We start from the raw sequence: 17,222 nt of genomic DNA, 5'->3' as shown, positions 1-17,222 counted from the left end.
CCTGGCGATGTTCTGGGTCGTCAGCTCACCGATGCGAGGACGTCCGCCTTGGCGTAGAGAACGCGGCGGCCATCGGTGCGCCGGCGCCAGCTCTTCTCCGACGCGAGGCGATAGACGTTGCTCATCGACGTCTGGCAGAGGTCCGCGACCTGCCTGGGTGTGAGCCAGGGCAGTCCCGACTGATGGCGTTGGCTCACCTGCCGGTCCAGCTCCCGCCACTGATACGAGGTCCACACGTGCTCGGGGTCGACGTCACAGCGCACCTCGCCGGGCAGCAGATCCGCACTCGCCTGGACCGCTGCGACGAGGGACCCCTCGCAATCGCCCGTGACGCAACGCCCCACGCGGAACCTCCGCACCCGGTTCGGATCGACGATCCGCCGAACCGCGGCCGTCGTCTCCGCCATCTCGGCGACCGCGTCGCCCCCCGCCTCGTGACTGCACAGCCAGTCCGCGTGCCCGCGAAGAAAGGATGCCAGCCCGGTGACCGACGGGCTCGACGGCGCACATCCGTGTTCAGCCTTCACGAACTCACTCCAGGAGCGCAGCCGTGCCCTGACCAGGTCGCGGGCCTCGACGGCGGCCGTATTGAGTTTGATTCCGAAGGAACGCGTACCAGAGACCCGCTCGGCATCGGGAGGCGCGGTGGCCAACGCCGCCTCGCACCTGCGGTACAGATCCGGGACGGCCAGCAGGTCGGCTCTGAATTTCTCGAAACAGCTCACGCAGACAATCAGTTGGCCGGTTGGCCGTTGTGTCGCCCGAGACAGCTCGGCCTGACAGCTCGGACATGCTTCGCTCTGACAACCATCCATAAAAACTCCCAGCACTACTTCCTGGGCATCACGAACAAGACCGTACGTCCAGGCGTTATTTCAGTTGATCGGCTCCGCATCAGGAGCGGGCACTGCTCCTCAAGGCGCTCGCGGCACCTGGTTTTCAGCCCGAAGACCTGCTACACGCCTGCGGGGAACGGGTGTCGGCATCGCCAGCCTGTGGCACCGGCATGGTGATCGCGGTCAGCAGAAGTCCCCGTCTGGCAATCCAACGTCCCGTCAGCATGCTCAGTTCGGTACCCGCCACTACCGGACCTGCCGAAAAAAGTCGGGCGGTGAACGTACCCATCCAGGGATCAATTCGTATGACGGCGTCCTCGAAGCCCAGCCATCGCCGGGCGTACGGATACCAAGCCTTGTAAACGCTTTCCTTGGCACTGAACAGGAGACGGCCCCAATTGATGCCGCGATGCTCCCGTGTCAGTTCGGCGATCATGGCGCGCTCGGCAGGGCACCCGATCATCTCCAGCATTCCGTCCTCGGGCAACGGCTCATCAGGCTCCGCGTCGACCCCCACGAGCGCGAATTCGCTGGCGCGGGCGAGTACCGCTACCTGATATCCGGCGCAGTGAGACATACTCCCCACCAGCTCCGCAGGCCAGATGGGTTCGCCTGCCGGGCCGTGCAGCACGGGGGCGGCGGCAAAACCCAACTCGGCCATGGCCGACCGAGCGCACTCCCGCACCGCGCCAAACTCGTTGCGGCGTCTGTCCACCGCCCGGGCCACGAGTGCGCTCTCCTCTGGATACAGGGTGCGAGTCGACGGTGGGTTTCCGAACGAGTCGACCGCCGCGACCCCCGGCAGCGTCACATCCCGGATCATGCGTCGCATCCGACTGCCGGGGGCCCCGTGAGGACGCGAACGAGTTTGCGCGGAGGGGCGGCGCGAGGCATCCATTCCCGCGGGTAGCCCAGCGACACCTCGTGGTGGGGTATCCCGTCCTTGCTGATGGACCGCGGGATGTGCAGGTGTCCATAGACCACGGCGGCCGCTCGGTACCGGCTCGGCCAGTCCTCGGTGGCCGTGGTGCCACACCACAGAGCGAACTCGGGACACCGGAGAATCTCCGTCGGCTCCCGGATCAGTGGATAGTGGTTGATCAGGACGGTCTGCATATCCTGCGGAACGTCGTCCAGGCGCGCCGCGGTGTACTCCAGCCGCGCCCGGCACCAGGCCTCACGACTGGGATATGGGTCAGGGTGCAGCACATACTCGTCGGTACAAACGATCCCGGCTCGCTCTGCGACCTCGAGGGCCATTTCCTTGGCGAGTGACGAAGCACGGAAGGAATAGTCATAGAGGAGAAAATTTGGGGCAATCATAACCGGCCCCGCCGTTCCTTCCCACGTCACAAACGGGTCCTCAGGGGTGACAATTCTCACGGATCTGCAATTATCCACAAGATATCTATGGCGAGCCTCTCCCCGCAGATTTATCGGGTCGTCGGGCCTGGTCCAAAGTTCATGATTCCCCGGAACCCAGAAAACCTTTGAGAAATTCTTGCCGAACAACTCGAGGCCCCACAGCACATCGTCACTGCGATCGCCTATGCCATCAGCCACGAGGAGCCAGTCTTCATCCGATTTGGGCCTCAGCCCTTCGACGATCCGCCCGTTCTCCTTGAAATGAACATGCGAATCGCTTACGGCCAGCAGCTCGCCCATAGAAAAACCAAACTTTCACCAAGCCCAAGAATCCCGGAATGCAGACCCGAATAAGGACTTCGAAGGACTCTATTGGGCATGATCGTCTCAGCCCTCGAACCCGGACGTCAACAGACTGTGATTCAGTACACGTTCACGTGCACAGGGCACGAAGTTGTAATAAGCGACCCGCAGAGCCCGCATGCGCTGGCAGTGGTGCTATGACTACAGTGCGCGCCGTCCGCCGCGTCGACGTGGACCCCAACTGGGTCCTCCAGCGCATTGACAAGATCCCTGCACCCTAAGAATATGGGTCCCACGTTGGCGTATTGTGACTTCCTGCCATTCGGTTGCCGTCGCACTTATCACGTTTCTTCTGCGCACGGAACCCACAGCCGGAGCGCTCACCGGAACACGTTCCGCCGGCCCCGCCTCCGGAACCGCGCGCGACCCCGATGCCGCCGCGCAGTCGGACCCGTTCCTCAACCCCACGCAAGGATGGCCTAGATGAGCCATGGACCAGACCTGCCCACGGGCGCGCGCCGGGTCCCCTACGAGTCCCCCGGCCTCCCGGATCACCGCAGTCCGCTGCGGTTTCTGTGGTGGTTGACGACGAGCCAGCACAGGCGGGTGCTGCTCGGCACTTTCTGGGGCGTCACGTGGATGTGTGCGCTCATGCTGCCGCCCTATCTGCTGTCGAAGACGATCGACGACGGGCTCATCGCCCGCGACACCACGGCGCTACTGCTCTGGACCGGCGCCGTGGTCGTCGCGGGAGCCGGCATTGCGGCCCTCGGCATCCTGAGACACCGCACCATGACACGCATCCGCGTGGACGCGGCATACCGGACGGTTCAGGTGGTGACACGACACGTCACCCGACTCGGATCGACGCTGCCGCGGCAGGTGTCCGCAGGAGAGCTCTCCCACCTCCAGGCCGGTGACATCAGCAGGATCGCCCAGACGCTCACCATCACCGGTCCCGGAGTGGGCGCAGTGGTCGCCTATGTGGCCACCGCCGTCCTCCTGTTCCGGATCTCGGTTGTCATCGCCGTGGTCGTTCTTCTCGGTGTCCCAGCCCTGGCGGTGACCGTCGGCCCGTTGCTGGGGAAGCTACATGGCGCCGAGGGCCACTATCGGGAGGACCAGGGCACCCTGACCGCGCTCGCCGGCGACATGGTGTCCGGACTCAGCGTGCTCAACGGGATCGGCGGCAAGCCCATGTTCGCCGCGCGTTACCGGCAACGCTCACGGGCCCTGATCCCGGTCGGATACCGCGTGGCAGGCATCACCAGCTGGATTCAAGCCCTCACCGCATGCCTCCCGGTGGTCTTTCTCGCCGTCGTGACCTGGATCAGCGCGCGGATGGCCGCCAGCGGGACCATCTCCGTGGGCGAACTGGTCGCGGTCTACGGCTATGTCTCCGCACTGCTCGTGCCCGTCTCGTCCTTCATCGAAGGCGCGGATGACCTGCCACGCGGCCTCGTCTCCGCGCGACGGGTCGTCAACATCCTGGCGCAGGCCCCCGCCCCCGAGGAGCACCGCACCCGCATCGAACCGCCCGAGGCACCCGGTGCACTCCACGACCCCGTGTCGGGCCTGACAATCACCCCCGGAAAGTTGACGGCGCTGGTCAGCGCCCGCCCCGACGAAGCACGCGCAGTGACGGAGCGGCTGGCCGGCTACACCGACTCCGATGTCACCTGGGGCGGCACCAAGCTCTCCCACTGGGACCGTGCGGCCCTGCGTCGCCACGTCCTCCTCGCCGACAACGATGCCTATATGTTCGCAGGCCCCCTGCGCACCATCCTCTCGGGCCATACGGAGCGCTCCGACGACGACATCCGAAAGGTGATGCACGCCGCCGCCGCGACGGACATCGTCGAGGCACTGCCCGACGGGCTGGACAGCCGCCTGGAGGACCGGGCCCGCAATGTCTCGGGCGGACAGCGTCAGCGACTGCGCCTGTCCCGGGCGCTGCTCGCCGCCCCGGAGGTCCTGCTCCTGCTGGAGCCGACGTCCGCCCTTGACGCCCACACGGAGGCGACCGTCGCCGCCCGGGTGGCCGAGTACCGCCGCGCTGCCACCACCCTCGTCGTCAGCACCTCGCCCCTCGTGCTCGACCAGGCCGACGACGTCACCTACCTCGTGGACGGGAAGGTACGAGCGACCGGCACACACGGTGAACTCCTGGCCGGGCAGTCCGCCTACGCGGAGCTCGTCTTCCGCGGGAGCACAGAAGCCCACGCCGTCACCGCCGTGGTCCCGCACGCCGAAGGAGAGTCCCGATGAGCCGACCCTACGAAACGCCGCGTCTACCGGTCGCCGACACCAAAACTGTGCGGCGGGCCGTCCGCCAACTGTTCAAGGAAGACCTCGGCGCCGTCTTCGGGATTCTGTTGTTGACCTGTTGTGCTGCCCTGGCCGGCGTGGCCGGCCCATGGCTTCTCGGACGCATCGTCAGCAAGGTGCAGGCCGGTGACCTGGCCGTGTCCGAGGTCGACTCCCTGGCGGCCTCCGTTCTGGGTTTCGCAGCAGCTCAGTTGGTGCTGACACGCTGGGCCCGTGCCCTGTCCCACCGCTTCGGCGAGCGCACGCTCGCCCGACTTCGCGAGGAAGTCATCGACCGCGCGCTCGCGTTGCCAGGACGGATCGCGGACGAAGTGGGCACCGGCGACCTGGTCACCCGCTCCACCTTGGACATCTCGGCCGTCGCGGCCACGCTGCGCAACGCAGCACCGGACATCTTCGTCGCCGGTGTCCAGGTGGTGTTCATGTTCGGCGCGGTCTTCTTCCTCGATCCCCTGCTGGGGCTCTGCTCCATCGTCGGCCTGCCGCTCGTCTGGTGGGTGAGCCGCTGGTATCTGGCGCGCTCCCGCGACGCCTACCTCGCCGAGGGGGCAGCCGCCGGAGAGGTGTCTGAGATCCTCAACTCCACGGCGCACGGCGCGCGCACCGTGGAGGCCTACGGACTGCAGACGCGGCAGAACCACACCCTCGACCAGGCCATCGACACGACCTACCACGCCAATGCGCGCACCCTCTCGCTGCGCACGGTACTCTTCCCGCTCACCGAGTTCGCGCACACCCTGCCCATGGCGCTCATCCTGCTCGTCGGCGGGCTCGGCTACCTCCACGGGAATCTGGCTCTCGGCGTCGTGGTGTCCGGCAGCATGTACATGTGGAAGCTGGTCGACCCGCTCAATCAGATGCTGTACTGGGTCGAACAACTGCAGCGCAGCGGCGCCTCGTTCGCACGCATCAAGGGCGTCGGCCTGGTCGCGCACACGGCCAACCCCCAGCTCCCCGCCCCTGATGACGACCTCATCGAGGTCGAGGGCGTGGGATATTCCTACGTCCCCGGGCACGAGGTCCTCACGGACGTCAAGCTCCAGGTCCGTCCAGGCGAGCGGCTGGCGGTGGTGGGTCGATCCGGGGCAGGCAAGTCGACCCTCGGCAAGCTGCTGTCCGGCGTGGACGCCCCGGACACCGGCAGCGTCCGCGTCGGTGGTGTTCCCGTCGCCGACCTGGCCGCCGCGGGCGAACTGGGCAACCGCATCGTCCTCATCACCCAACAGCACCACGTGTTCATGGGCACCTTGCGCGACAACATGACCATGGCGGCGTCCGAGGCCGACGACGAGACCATCCTCGCTGCCCTGCGGATGGTGGAGGCGGACTGGGTGGCCGAACTGCCGGACGGCCTGGACACCCAGCTCGGTTCGGGCGGAGTGGAACTGGAAGCCGCACAGGCGCAGCAGCTCACCCTGGCCAGAGTTCACCTGGCGGATCCCCACACCCTGATCCTGGACGAGGCCACGTCCCTGCTCGACCCGACCACGGCCCGGCACGCGGAGCGCGCAGTGGCCGCCGTCCGCACGGACCGCACCGTCATCGCCATCGCCCACCGACTGCAGACGGCACATGACGCCGATCGCGTCGCCGTCATGGAGTCCGGCCGCATCGTCGAACTGGGAACCCACGACGAGTTGGTCGGCGCAGGGGGACCTTACTCGGCGCTGTGGCGGTCATGGAACGGCGAAAGCTGAGTCCTCGCCGCTCGTACGCCCCCGGGAGCCCGCGCACTCAGCGCCCCGGGGGCGTACTCATGTCTGCCCCGCCTGCCCTGGCCTGCCCATCCGAGAACCACGCGAAAGATCTCAGCCGTGTCCATTTCCGCCCCGAAGGAGCGCACCATGCGCGCCAAGTTCGCCCTGGTCTGCATGCTCTGTCAGAGCGAGTTCGCACCAGCCCTGACATACCGATGTCCCGAGTGCCAAGGCGCTTTGGAGCCTCGATACGACGTGTCCGCGATGGTCCGTCACGACCACGCCGACCCTGAGCAGGTCTACTTCGACCTGCTGCCGCTGACCTCGCGGGACTTCCTCGACAGCGGGGTGACCGTGCGGACCCCGTGCCGTCCCGCGCCGCGTCTCGGTGAGGCCATCAGCGTCCCCGGCCTGTGGATCAAGGACGAGTCCCAGCAGCCGACCCGTACCACGAAGGACCGTCTGGCCTCGCTGGTGACCGCCGTGCTACGCCAGTTCGGAGTGAAGGAATTCGTCGGCTCCAGCACGGGGAACAGCTCGACCGCGCTGGCCCGGGCCGTGCGCATGGACCCCACGATGCGAGCACGGTTCTTCTGCGGCAGGGAGTTCGTCGACAACCACGACATCCCGCAGGACAACCGGACCACCCTCAGCGTGGTGGACGGAAGTTATGTGGACGCCTCCGTCGAGGCTCGCAGGTACGCGGCGGAAGAAGGCGTCCACTTCGACGCCGGCTTCTTCAACTGGGCCCGCAGGGAAGGCCTGAAACTCGCCTATCTCGAGGCCTTCGATGCCATGGACCGCACTCCGGACCTGGTGGTCCAGGCGATCAGCAGCGGCATGGGCGTGCTCGCCGCGCACAAGGGTGCGCAGGAATACCTGGCCATGGGTGAGCTTTCCCGGATGCCCTCGTTCCTCATGGTGCAGGAGGAGTCCTGCTCCCCCTCGGCGCGCGGCTGGCAGGAGGGTCGTACGGAGCTCGCGGAAGCCGACCGCATCGAGACCCCACGGGGCCTGGCCACCGCCATCCTCCTCGGGGACGCCTCGCCGTACTACCCGTACCTGCACTCCATAGCCATCGCCACCGGCGGCGCCATCGTCTCCGCGGCCCGCGAGGACCTGCTCACGGCCCGTCGACTGCTGAGCGACCTCGAGGACGTCGACGTGTGCTACGCGTCGGCCGCCGCCATCGCCGCTGTTCGGGACCGAGCAGCAACCGGGCAGATCAGCCCGGACCAGACCGTCCTCGTCAACTTGACCGGCCGAAGCCGGATGATCGACGGCCTCTGACCAGCGCCTGGACGGGGCGGCCCTCCCTCCTTCCGTACCGCGGACCGAGGTGCCTCGCGGCCTCGCCCGCGCCTGCCCCGCTCGGCACGCCGGTTCGACAACGATGGGAAGTGACGTCATGAGCGACACATCGGCTCACGACACCGCGGCAAAGACCCTGCCCGATCTGTTTACGGCCCAGGTGGCCCGCACCCCCGACGCGATCGCAGTCGTCTGCGGCGACGTAACCCTCACATACGCCCAACTCGACGCCAGGGCAGACCGGATGGCACGGCTACTCATGGACAAGGGGGCGGGGCCCGAGACGGTCGTGGCAGTGTCGATGCCACGCTCCGTGGAGCTGCTGATCGCCCTCTACGCCGTGCACAGGGCTGGGGCCGCGTATCTGCCCGTCGACCCGAAGCTGCCGTCCGAGCGGATACGGATGATGACCGAGGACTCACGACCGCTGCTGACACTCGGCATCGACGACGTCCGGCGGGTGTCCGAGACGGATGGCCCGGCGGACACAGAGTGCGAACGGCCCTCGTCCCACCCGTCGAACGTTGCCTACATCATCTACACCTCGGGATCGACCGGCCGACCCAAGGGGGTCGCTGTCTCCCACGAGGCCATCGTCAACCGACTGCGGTGGATGCAGGCGGAGTACCCGCTGGGCTACGACGACCGCGTACTGCAGAAGACACCCGCCGGATTCGACGTGTCCGTATGGGAGTTCTTCTGGCCGCTGAGCGTCGGCGCATGCCTCGTCATCGCCGAGCCGGACGCACACCGTGACCCCGCCTCTGTCGCCGATGTGATCCGCTCGCAGCAGATCACGACCGTGCACTTCGTGCCGTCGATGCTGCGGCTGTTTCTCGAGGAGCCTGCCGCCGCCCGGTGCGGCTCACTGCGCCGGGTGTTCGCGAGCGGCGAGGCCCTCTCGGGCGAACTGCGGTCACGGTTCTTCCGGGTCCTGGACGCCGAACTGCACAATCTCTACGGTCCCACCGAAGCCGCGGTGGACGTCTCCTACTGGCCCTGTCGCCCCGGCGACCCGCCCGGCCCCGTCCCCATCGGCGGGCCGGTGTGGAACACCCGACTCCACGTCCTGGACCCGCAGTTGCGCCGTGTCGCGCCCGGAGTCACGGGCGAGCTGTATATCGCGGGCATCCAGCTCGCCCGGGGCTACGTCGACCGACCGGGGCTGACGGCCGAGCGCTTCGTCCCCGATCCCTACGGCCCCGACGGCAGCCGGATGTACCGCACCGGGGATCTCGCCAGGTGGGACGCGGACGGTGTCCTGCACTACGCGGGCCGCAACGACCACCAGGTCAAGGTGGGCGGCGTACGCATCGAGCTCGGCGAGGTCGAGGCGGCGTTGACCCGGCACACAGGAGTGGCCGACGCCGTGGTGACGGCTGCCCCCGACCAGGACGGCGCAACCCGTCTGACCGCTTACCTCGTACCGGATCCGGACCGGGCCGGAGCGCTGCGGAACCTGTGCCGTCTCGAAGCGGACGGCCTCCTCGATCGCGACGAACTGCACACGCTGCCCAACGCGATGGCCGCCGTAGGACCGAACCGGGCCGAGACAGACTTCCTATATCGCGAGATCTTTGAGCAGGACGAGTATCTGCGGCACGGGGTCGTACTGCCCGAGCGCGGGGCCTGCGTCTTCGACGTGGGCGCCCACATCGGGTTCTTCTCTCTATCGGTCGCCCGCTCCTGCCCCGACAGCGTCATCTACTCCTTCGAGCCGATCCCGCAACTCTTCCGCATGCTCGACCTCAACACCCGACTGCACGGCGTCGATGCGCGACTGTTCGCGTGCGGCCTGGCCGACGCGCCGGGCACGGCCTCGTTCACGTATTACCCACAACTGTCGATCATGTCGGGGCGATTCGGTGACGTCGACGAGGAGCGCGATGTCCTGGAGGCCTTCGTCCGCAATGAGCAGCCGCTGCGGGAGGCCCTTCCGCAGGGCGGTGCGGCGGATCTCGACAGCCTGCTCACCGACCGACTGCGACACATCGATGTGACCTGCGAGCTGCGCACGCTGTCGGATGTCATCGACGAGACCGGAGTCGACCGCATCGACCTGCTCAAGATCGACGCGGAGAAGAGCGAACGCGATGTGCTCCTGGGGCTCCGCGAGGAGCACTGGAGCCTGATCCGCCAGCTGGTTGTCGAGGCGCACAACACACCGGACCGGCTCGACTGGATCCAGGACCATCTCGAACAGCGAGGTTACCGGGTCACCATCGAGGGGCTCGAGATGCTCTCGGAGACCGGTCTTGTCACCGTCTACGCCGTCCGCGACGAACTACTGACCCCCGAGTGCCGAGACTCCACCGCATCGGTGCACCATGTCCCGGGTTGGTCGGCTCCTGATCTCTACATCGACGATGTGCGTCGAGAGGCCGAACTGCGCCTGTCCGCCCAGATGGTTCCGGACCACTTCGTGATCGTCGACGCGCTGCCGCTGACGGCCAACGGCAAGCTCGACCGGACAGCGCTGCCCGCGCCCCGGCTCCGGTCCGCCGGAGCGCCGGTCGCCCCACGTGACGCGACCGAGGAACTGCTCTGCTCGCTGTTCGCCGACGTACTCGGTGTACCCGGCCTCGGTATCCACGACGACTTCTTCCGGCTGGGCGGCAACTCGTTCGACGCGATCCGTCTGATGGCCCGGATCCGTGAGGCGCTGGGCAGCGGACTGACGGTCCGAAGTCTGTTCGCGGCCCCCACCGTGGCCGCGTTCGCGGAACTCCTGGCCCGCGGCACCGACGGAAACCCGCTCGCGAGCATCCTGCCGCTGCGCACCAGAGGCCGTCTCCCCCCGTTGTTCTGTCTCTATCCGGCCGCCGGAGTCGGCTGGGTCTACTCGGGACTGCTCCGGTTCACCGACGACGATCAGCCGGTTTATGCCCTCCAGGACGGCGCCCTTACGGGGGCCCAACCCGCAGCCGACGTCGAGGAGTTGGCCGAGAGCTGTGTCCGACGGATACGGGCCATTCAGCCGACCGGCCCGTACCATCTGCTCGGCTGGTCGTTCGGCGGTCTCCTAGCACAGTCGATTGCCACTCGGCTGCAGGCGCACGGTGCGAGGGTGGCCCTGCTGGCGCTGCTTGACTCGTATCCCCTGCATCAGGTCGACGAACCCGTCCTGAGCTCGGCCTCCGGGCTGCGTGAGCTGCTCGACTCACTGGGTGGCGCGCCGGAGCCGGGCTGCGATGACGGGGTCCTCGCAGGCCTGGAGCAGGAGCAGATCGACGCCATGACGCGGGCGTTCCGGACCAACGTAGGTCTTGCACATGCCTTCCGCCCGACGGTCTTCGACGGCGATGTACTGCTCTGGACGGCCGCCCATGGCAGCGACAGAGCCGGGAAGCCGGACGGCTGGGCACCGTACGTCACCGGAGAGATCCGGACGGTTCCGCTGGCGTGTACGCACGGGCAGATGATGTCGCCGTCGGCGTTGGAGCAGATCGGGCCGAGGATCGCTTCGCTGCTGTCCGCCGAGGCCTGACACGGCGAACGAAAAGAGGGGGGCGGCCCCCGAGACCATGGTCTCGGGGGCCGCCCCCCTCTTTTCGTTCGCCGTGCGCTCAGACGACAACCTCCTCCGACCGCACCGGAAGATCGTAGGTGCGCCGGATGCTGGAGCCACGCCTGCTCAAATCGGCTCCGTAGACATGCAGGGACACGCTCGTGCGGTCGGCCACGTTCCGGACCTCGTGGATGTCGCCCGGCGGGACGAGGAAGTCGACCGTTCCGGCCGCACTCATCGTGGTGCCGGCCGGAACGAGATAGGGCTGATCCGCTTCTTCCACGAGGTGGTAGCGGACCTCCTGCTCGGCCCCGAGGTAGACCCCCGTCACACACCAGGCGACGTGGTCATGAATGGTGGTCCGCTGCCCCGGCAGCCATACCAGCGCGACGACCGAGAACGATCCGTCGGGCTCCACATGCAGCACATGCTGCTTGTACGCCCCGCGGTCGGACTGCATCTGACTGAATGTCAGGAGACCTGCGCACTGCAGATGGGGAGCGACTGACTGCGCGACGCGCAGGCCGCTGCGCATCGGATCGTCAGCCACCCATGTCTGCACCGCCGCGCGGATGTCGGCGACGAGCTGGCTCAGCGGAGATGCATGGTTCTCGGTCTCGGGGTGTCCAGTCATGCGGATCGCTCTCCCTTGCTGTTCTCGATGCCCTCACGCCTCCGACAAGGGTTCTCCGGTCACACTCCGAGGCGCTCCAGCGTGCGCAGTGCCTCGAGCAGACCTGTGCGGTCGTCGTCGCTTCGCCGCATGGTCGTCACGACTGTGGCGTCGGTGCCGGAGTCGTCGACGCTCTGCTGCAGGGCGGGGGCCAGGACGGGATGCGCACTGATCTCGACGAGAACCTCGTGGTCGCGCAGCAGCCGACTGGTGGCGTCGGCGAGCAGCACGGGGTGGCGCAGGTTGCCGGCGAAGTAGCCAGCGGTGGCCCGCTGCCAGTCGAGCTCTTCGCCGGTCACGGAGGACACCATGGGAATGCGGCCCGGCTTGGGCGTCAGGGTGCCGACGGCGGCTTCCAGATCGGCCATGATCGGGTCGATGGCCGGGCTGTGGGCGGGCAGGTCGACACGGACCATGGCACACAACACGTCGCGGTCCTGCAGCTCGGCCACGATAGCCTCAAGCACCGAGCGCTCGCCGGCCAGGATGGTGGTCCGGGGCCCGTTGCGGGCCGCAATGGAGACTCCCGTGCGCAGATGCGGGGTGAGGTCGGCCGCGGACAGCTCGAAGGCGGCCATGCCGCAGGTCGGGCCGGCCACCCGGCGCTGCTGGTCGCTGTAGTGGTGGACGAGCCGGGCCGCGTCGGGAATGTCGAGTATGCCCGCGATGACGCAGGCGGCTATCTCGCCGATACTGTGGCCCGCGACTGCGGACGGCAGGACTCCCTTCGACTCCAGCCAGCGGGAGATGCCCACCTGTACAGCGAAGATGATGGGCTGCATGACGCCGACGTCTCCCGTCCTGGCGTCCGGTTCGTCGAGAAAGAGCTCATGCACGAGCGACCAGCCGGTGTGGCGCGCCAATTCCCTGTCGCACTCCTCGAGGACGGCACGGAAAGCAGGCTCCACCCTGAAGAGGGTCCGCCCCATGCCCACCCACTGCTGGCCGTATGGGGAGCACACGAACGCGGCCCTCAATGCGCTCTCGGTCGCGGGGGCGGACTCGGCGAAGCCGTCCGTGGCCGCCTCCGGGAGGGGCGCCTTGTCGAGCCGGCTCAACCGCAGTTGCGGAGCCGTGGCCACCACGTGCAGCAGGTCCGTGAAGTCCTGTGCCAGTTGCTCGGCGTCCGTCGGTGTGAACAGGTCGAGGGCGTAGCTGAGGCTGGCGTCGATGCCGGCCGGGGTGCGGTCCTCGACGAAGCGCTCGAACAGTTCGAAGCGCAGATCGAAGCGGGTGATTCCCTCGTCCACCGGCTCCATCCGTACGACGAGTCCCGGCAGTTCGAGGTCGGCGATCGCATTGTTCTGGAAGGCCAGCATCACCTGGATCAGCGGGTGCCAGGCGGGAGACCGAGGGGGGTTGAGGGCCTGGACGAGATGGTCGAACGGCACGTCCTGATGCGCGAAAGCTGCGAGGTCCGTGCTGCGCACCCGCGACAGCAGCTCGCGGAAGGTGGGATCCCGGTCGGTCCTGGTGCGCAGCACCAAGGTGTTGACGAAGAATCCCACGAGGTCGTCGAGCCCCTCGTCGGTGCGCCCGGCGGTGGGGATACCGATGGCGATGTCGGTGCCGGCCCCTCGACGGGTAAGCAGGGCCGCGAGGGCGGCCTGAACGACCATGAACACACTGGTGCCAGTGTCCCGTGCCAACTGCTGCAGAGCCTCGTGGGTCGCGGGCGGCACCTGCGTATGAACCCGGCCGCCCCGATGGGAAGGGGCCTCCGGCCGCGGCGCTGCCACGTCGATCTGCAACCGGTCGCTGAGCCCCTCCAGTTCGGCCCGCCAGAACTCCGTCTCCCGATTGAGCAGGCTGTTCGGGTCGGCTTCTGTGCCGAGCAGTTCGTTCTGCCACAGGGTGTAGTCGACGTAGTGGAAGGGGAGTTCGTCCCAGTCCGGCACCGCTCCCTGACGGCGTGCGGAATACGCGAATGCCAAATCGCGGTTGAGTGGTGCCAACGACCACCCATCACAGGCGATGTGATGGATGGTCAGCAGCAGTACGTGTTCGTCGGGCTGGAGCCTGAAGAGCTGCGAGCGCAGCACTGTCTCGGCGGTGAGGTCGAAGGCGTAACTGGCCTCTTCGCGCAGGGCCCCGTGCAGTTCATCCTCGGTAACGGCGGTGAGGGGCAGTTCGACCGGGGCCTCGTCGGGTTCGAGGACGATCTGCTGGGGCTGCCCGTCCCAGTCCGGATACGCGGTACGCAGGCTCTCGTGCCGCGTCACCAGGTCTTCGAGTGCGCCTTGCAGGGCAGGTACGTCGAGTTCACCGCGCAGCCGATAGGCGATGGGCATGTTGTAGTGCCCCGCCGCGCCGTGCAGGCGGTTCAGGAACCACAACCGACGCTGAGTCTGCGAGAGCGGGATCTCTCCCGGCCGAGGGAACCTGCGCAGGTCTGGGCGTCGGTTGGCAGCACCGTTCTCCAAGTGCTCAGCGAGCTGGGCGACCGTCGGCGACTCGAACACCGTACGCACCGGCAAGTCGATGCCTAGGGCCGCCCTGACCCGGGTGGCAAGTCGGGTGGCCAGCAGGGAGTGGCCGCCCAGCTCGAAGAAGGAGTCGTCGATGGTGACCCGGTCCACGCCGAGAACCTGGGCGAACACGGCGCAGAGGATCTCCTCCTGCGGAGTGCGCGGGTCACGCCCCTGGCTCTCGTTCACCCTCGGCTCCCGGCAACGGCGGAGCGCACCTGGGCCGGCCAGTCCGCGCTGTCCAGGCCGTACTGGCAGAGGAACGCGTAGACGAGCCGCTCCAGGCCGAATCCGACGCAGCCGCTGCGGACCGGGCCGTTGGCACCGTGGTCGATACCGAAGGTCTTGCCGAACAGGTCGTCGTGGAAGTTGAAGGAGCCCACGGCGATCGTCTGCTCGGGTGCGACATGCAGCCTCAGCTCGTACTTGAGCTCCATCAGACGCTGCGACCAGATCCGTTCCGAGGTGTCCGTGCCGCAGAAGAACGGGTCGTTGCCCACTTCGCAGAAGCCGCTCAGGCCCAGTGTCTCGACAAAGGCAAAGACCTTGCGCATGAACCGCTCGCGGGCGTTCAGCACCTCTTCCCTGGAGCCCATGAAGACGATCTCCCGGATGGTGAAGTCCCAGAGTCGCTCCAGAGTCGTGGCGTACGCCGCCTCGAACCGGAACGACTTGCCGCGCGCGGTGACGACGTGCAGCCGGTCTTCCTCCAGGGTCCGTCCGCCGTACTGGTGGAACGTGTGGTAGCACATCGTCGGCGGGAGGCAGTAGTCGACGTTTCCGCAGGAGTCGAGGATCCCGGAGTCGATGCCGTTGACGGCGTGCGAATCCTGGAAGTCGCGGTAGACATCCAGATCGTTGCGGAGCCGGGTGACGAACATGAGGTGCTGCGGAAAGGACTTCATGTAGCCGGCAGTTTCCAGGATTTTGGTCTGGATCAGTGTCGGGTACTGGTACTCGCGGGCGTCGAAGTCCTGGGCCAGCAGGTCGCAGACGGCATTGTCGAAGTACGTGAAGAGGGAGAGCAGCGGTTCTCCGAGGGCCACCTGGCCCTCGCCGACCTCGGTCACTGCACCGGACTGCGCGAGGAGACCGAAGATGCCGTCATGTGTCGTGCGCTGGTGCGGCGATGTCCAGACCGACCTTGCGGGAGTCACCCGCTGCTTGCGGACGTCGTTGTTCACCATGTAGTCGACCTTGGCGGTCAGGGCTGCGTGGTCGAGCGGCCCGGCCGAGTACAGGACCATGCCGTGCACCTCGTCGTCCTTCACGACCAGTTCGAACCGCGTGATCTCGGGCGAAACGAAGTAAAGGCGGCGTTCGATCTCGGGGGCCAGCGCCTCGGGAATCGGGGTCTGCAGCTCGATCCGGGTCTGGACTTCGTTCGGGGACTTCATGGTGATTGCTTCCTCGCCGATGGAGAGAACGGGCCCGGCGCACGTCGGCACGAGGCCGCCACGCGCCGGGAAAGAGGCCTAGACCGCGGCCTTGGAGGTGACCAGACGGACGAGGCCGTCGACAGTCCGGAAGTTGTCGAAGTTCATGTCCTCCGGACCGAGACTCAGTCCGAATTCCTGCTCCAGGAACAGCGCGAGCTGCATGGCGAAGAGGGAGTTGACGTAGCCGAGGGCGAAGATGTCATCGCTGTCGGCCAGAGGCTGGCCCGCTACCTGGGGGGCGAGAAATGCGCGGACCCGGTCGCGGGTTTCTTCGTGCGTCATTCTGACGTTTCTCCTTGGGAGGTTTCAGCGGTATGGAAGGGTCAGTAGGTGTAGAAGCCCTGGCCGGTCTTGCGGCCGAGAAGTCGGGCGTCGACCATCTTCTGGAGCAGCGGGGCCGGGCGGAACTTGCTGTCCCGGAAGCTCTCGTACAAGACGGTGAGGGAATTCAGGATCGTGTCGAGACCGATCAGGTCACCGGTCTCCAGCGGGCCCATCTTGTGGCCAAAGCACTCACGGAACATCTTGTCGACGTCCTCGGCCGAGGCGATCTGGTCCTGAACGCAGAAGATAGCCTCGTTGATGGTCACCATGAGGACCCGGTTGGTGATGAATCCGGGGGAATCCTGGACGACGATTCCTTCCTTGCCGAGATCCTTGAGTACTCCCCGGGTGATGTCCAGCGTCTCCTCGGAGGTGAAGTGTCCGCTCACCACCTCGACGGCACTCATCATTGGGACGGGATTCATGAAATGCAGTCCGAGAATCTCGGCAGGGCGCTTGGTGACCGACCCGACCCGTGTGATCGGCACCGCCGAGGTATTGACGCCGAAGATCACGCCGGGGCGACATATGGCGTCGATCTGTTCGTAGACCGCGCGCTTGATGTCCCAGTTCTCCGTGACGTTCTCGACCACGAAGTCGGCGTCTGCCAGCGGCCCGTACTCGGTGCAGGTACGAATGCGGGAGAGGACGCTCTGAGCACTCTCCTGCAGCTGCTGTCCGAGGAGCATGGCGTGCACCAGCACGTCACGTCCGATCTGGGCGAGCGCGCTGTCGAGCTGGCCCTGCGAGGTGTCCACGAGGATCACCTCGAACTTGGCCTGCGCGAACGACTGAGCGACGCCGCGGCCGATCGTTCCTGCGCCGATCACGCCTACGGTACGGATACTCACTCGATACCACCTTCTGGAGTTGCGGGTAGGGGGGTGCTCCGGAGACTTCCAGGGCATGGGGTGGGCCCTCACATCGCGCCTTGGCGCGGAGAGCGACAGCGCCTCGCTCGGCACTGGTA

General features: G+C 66.9%; 11 protein-coding genes and 1 pseudogene. 4 read left to right on the top strand and 8 right to left on the bottom strand.

The window, feature by feature from the left end; translation table 11 throughout:
* Positions 1-20 precede the first annotated feature (20 nt).
* The 3 genes from OG496_RS55035 to OG496_RS55025 all read right to left on the bottom strand — a co-directional run bounded on the left by OG496_RS55035 (position 21) and on the right by OG496_RS55025 (position 2,501).
* Positions 21-815: a hypothetical protein gene (locus tag OG496_RS55035; RefSeq protein WP_405976490.1), complete on the bottom strand. Its 795-nt coding sequence runs from the start codon at positions 813-815 to the stop codon at positions 21-23.
* A gap of 124 nt (positions 816-939) precedes the next feature.
* On the bottom strand, positions 940-1,659 hold the full coding sequence (locus OG496_RS55030; RefSeq protein WP_405976489.1) for a 4'-phosphopantetheinyl transferase: 720 nt from the start codon (positions 1,657-1,659) through the stop codon (positions 940-942).
* The gene (locus OG496_RS55025; protein WP_405976488.1) at positions 1,656-2,501 is read right to left on the bottom strand and encodes a metallophosphoesterase; all 846 of its coding nucleotides are present in this window, start codon (positions 2,499-2,501) and stop codon (positions 1,656-1,658) included. Before OG496_RS55025 ends, OG496_RS55030 begins: the two co-directional genes overlap by 4 nt.
* A 486-nt stretch (positions 2,502-2,987) precedes the next feature.
* On the opposite strand from OG496_RS55025, the gene OG496_RS55020 reads away from it, so the two are divergent.
* The 4 genes and pseudogenes from OG496_RS55020 to OG496_RS55005 form a co-directional block, all read left to right on the top strand.
* Entirely contained in the window at positions 2,988-4,772 is a 1,785-nt protein-coding gene (locus OG496_RS55020; protein ID WP_405976487.1) for an ABC transporter ATP-binding protein, read from the top strand.
* Complete coding sequence (locus OG496_RS55015) at positions 4,769-6,529, top strand: ABC transporter ATP-binding protein (RefSeq protein WP_405976486.1); 1,761 nt, start codon at positions 4,769-4,771, stop codon at positions 6,527-6,529. Before OG496_RS55020 ends, OG496_RS55015 begins: the two co-directional genes overlap by 4 nt.
* 117 nt (positions 6,530-6,646) lie before the next feature.
* Complete coding sequence (locus OG496_RS55010) at positions 6,647-7,819, top strand: pyridoxal-phosphate dependent enzyme (RefSeq protein ID WP_405976485.1); 1,173 nt, start codon at positions 6,647-6,649, stop codon at positions 7,817-7,819.
* A gap of 130 nt (positions 7,820-7,949) precedes the next feature.
* Positions 7,950-11,327, top strand: a pseudogene (locus OG496_RS55005) (amino acid adenylation domain-containing protein); the annotation flags it as partial.
* 79 nt (positions 11,328-11,406) lie between these two features.
* Here OG496_RS55005 and OG496_RS55000 read toward each other — a convergent pair.
* The 5 genes from OG496_RS55000 to OG496_RS54980 form a co-directional block, all read right to left on the bottom strand.
* On the bottom strand, positions 11,407-11,982 hold the full coding sequence (locus OG496_RS55000) for a hypothetical protein (RefSeq protein WP_405976484.1): 576 nt from the start codon (positions 11,980-11,982) through the stop codon (positions 11,407-11,409).
* A 59-nt stretch (positions 11,983-12,041) separates the two neighbouring features.
* Positions 12,042-14,678, bottom strand: a complete 2,637-nt coding sequence (locus OG496_RS54995; RefSeq protein WP_405976483.1) for a condensation domain-containing protein — start codon at positions 14,676-14,678, stop codon at positions 12,042-12,044.
* On the bottom strand, positions 14,675-15,886 hold the full coding sequence (locus OG496_RS54990; protein ID WP_405976482.1) for a hypothetical protein: 1,212 nt from the start codon (positions 15,884-15,886) through the stop codon (positions 14,675-14,677). The genes OG496_RS54995 and OG496_RS54990 overlap by 4 nt, the downstream gene beginning before the upstream one ends.
* Before the next feature lie 78 nt (positions 15,887-15,964).
* Positions 15,965-16,210: an acyl carrier protein gene (locus OG496_RS54985; RefSeq protein ID WP_405976481.1), complete on the bottom strand. Its 246-nt coding sequence runs from the start codon at positions 16,208-16,210 to the stop codon at positions 15,965-15,967.
* 41 nt (positions 16,211-16,251) lie between these two features.
* A complete protein-coding gene (locus OG496_RS54980; protein WP_405976480.1) occupies positions 16,252-17,217 on the bottom strand; it encodes a 3-hydroxyacyl-CoA dehydrogenase NAD-binding domain-containing protein in 966 nt (321 codons plus the stop codon).
* Between the last annotated feature and the right edge of the window lie 5 nt (positions 17,218-17,222).

This window comes from Streptomyces sp. NBC_00988 (assembly GCF_045162645.1).
Classification (GTDB): domain Bacteria; phylum Actinomycetota; class Actinomycetes; order Streptomycetales; family Streptomycetaceae; genus Streptomyces.
The sequence above is the reverse complement of the archived record's forward strand: the minus strand, read 5'-3'. Positions and strand labels throughout refer to the sequence as shown.

Excerpts from the sequence above, each read along its gene's own strand:
- OG496_RS55035 (WP_405976490.1), bottom strand. The coding sequence starts at position 815 with ATGGATGGTTGTCAGAGCGAAGCATGTCCGAGCTGTCAGGCCGAGCTG.
- OG496_RS55030 (WP_405976489.1), bottom strand. The coding sequence starts at position 1,659 with ATGATCCGGGATGTGACGCTGCCGGGGGTCGCGGCGGTCGACTCGTTC.
- OG496_RS55025 (WP_405976488.1), bottom strand. The coding sequence starts at position 2,501 with ATGGGCGAGCTGCTGGCCGTAAGCGATTCGCATGTTCATTTCAAGGAG.
- OG496_RS55020 (WP_405976487.1), top strand. The coding sequence starts at position 2,988 with ATGAGCCATGGACCAGACCTGCCCACGGGCGCGCGCCGGGTCCCCTAC.
- OG496_RS55015 (WP_405976486.1), top strand. The coding sequence starts at position 4,769 with ATGAGCCGACCCTACGAAACGCCGCGTCTACCGGTCGCCGACACCAAA.
- OG496_RS55000 (WP_405976484.1), bottom strand. The coding sequence starts at position 11,982 with ATGACTGGACACCCCGAGACCGAGAACCATGCATCTCCGCTGAGCCAG.
- OG496_RS54990 (WP_405976482.1), bottom strand. The coding sequence starts at position 15,886 with ATGAAGTCCCCGAACGAAGTCCAGACCCGGATCGAGCTGCAGACCCCG.
- OG496_RS54985 (WP_405976481.1), bottom strand. The coding sequence starts at position 16,210 with ATGACGCACGAAGAAACCCGCGACCGGGTCCGCGCATTTCTCGCCCCC.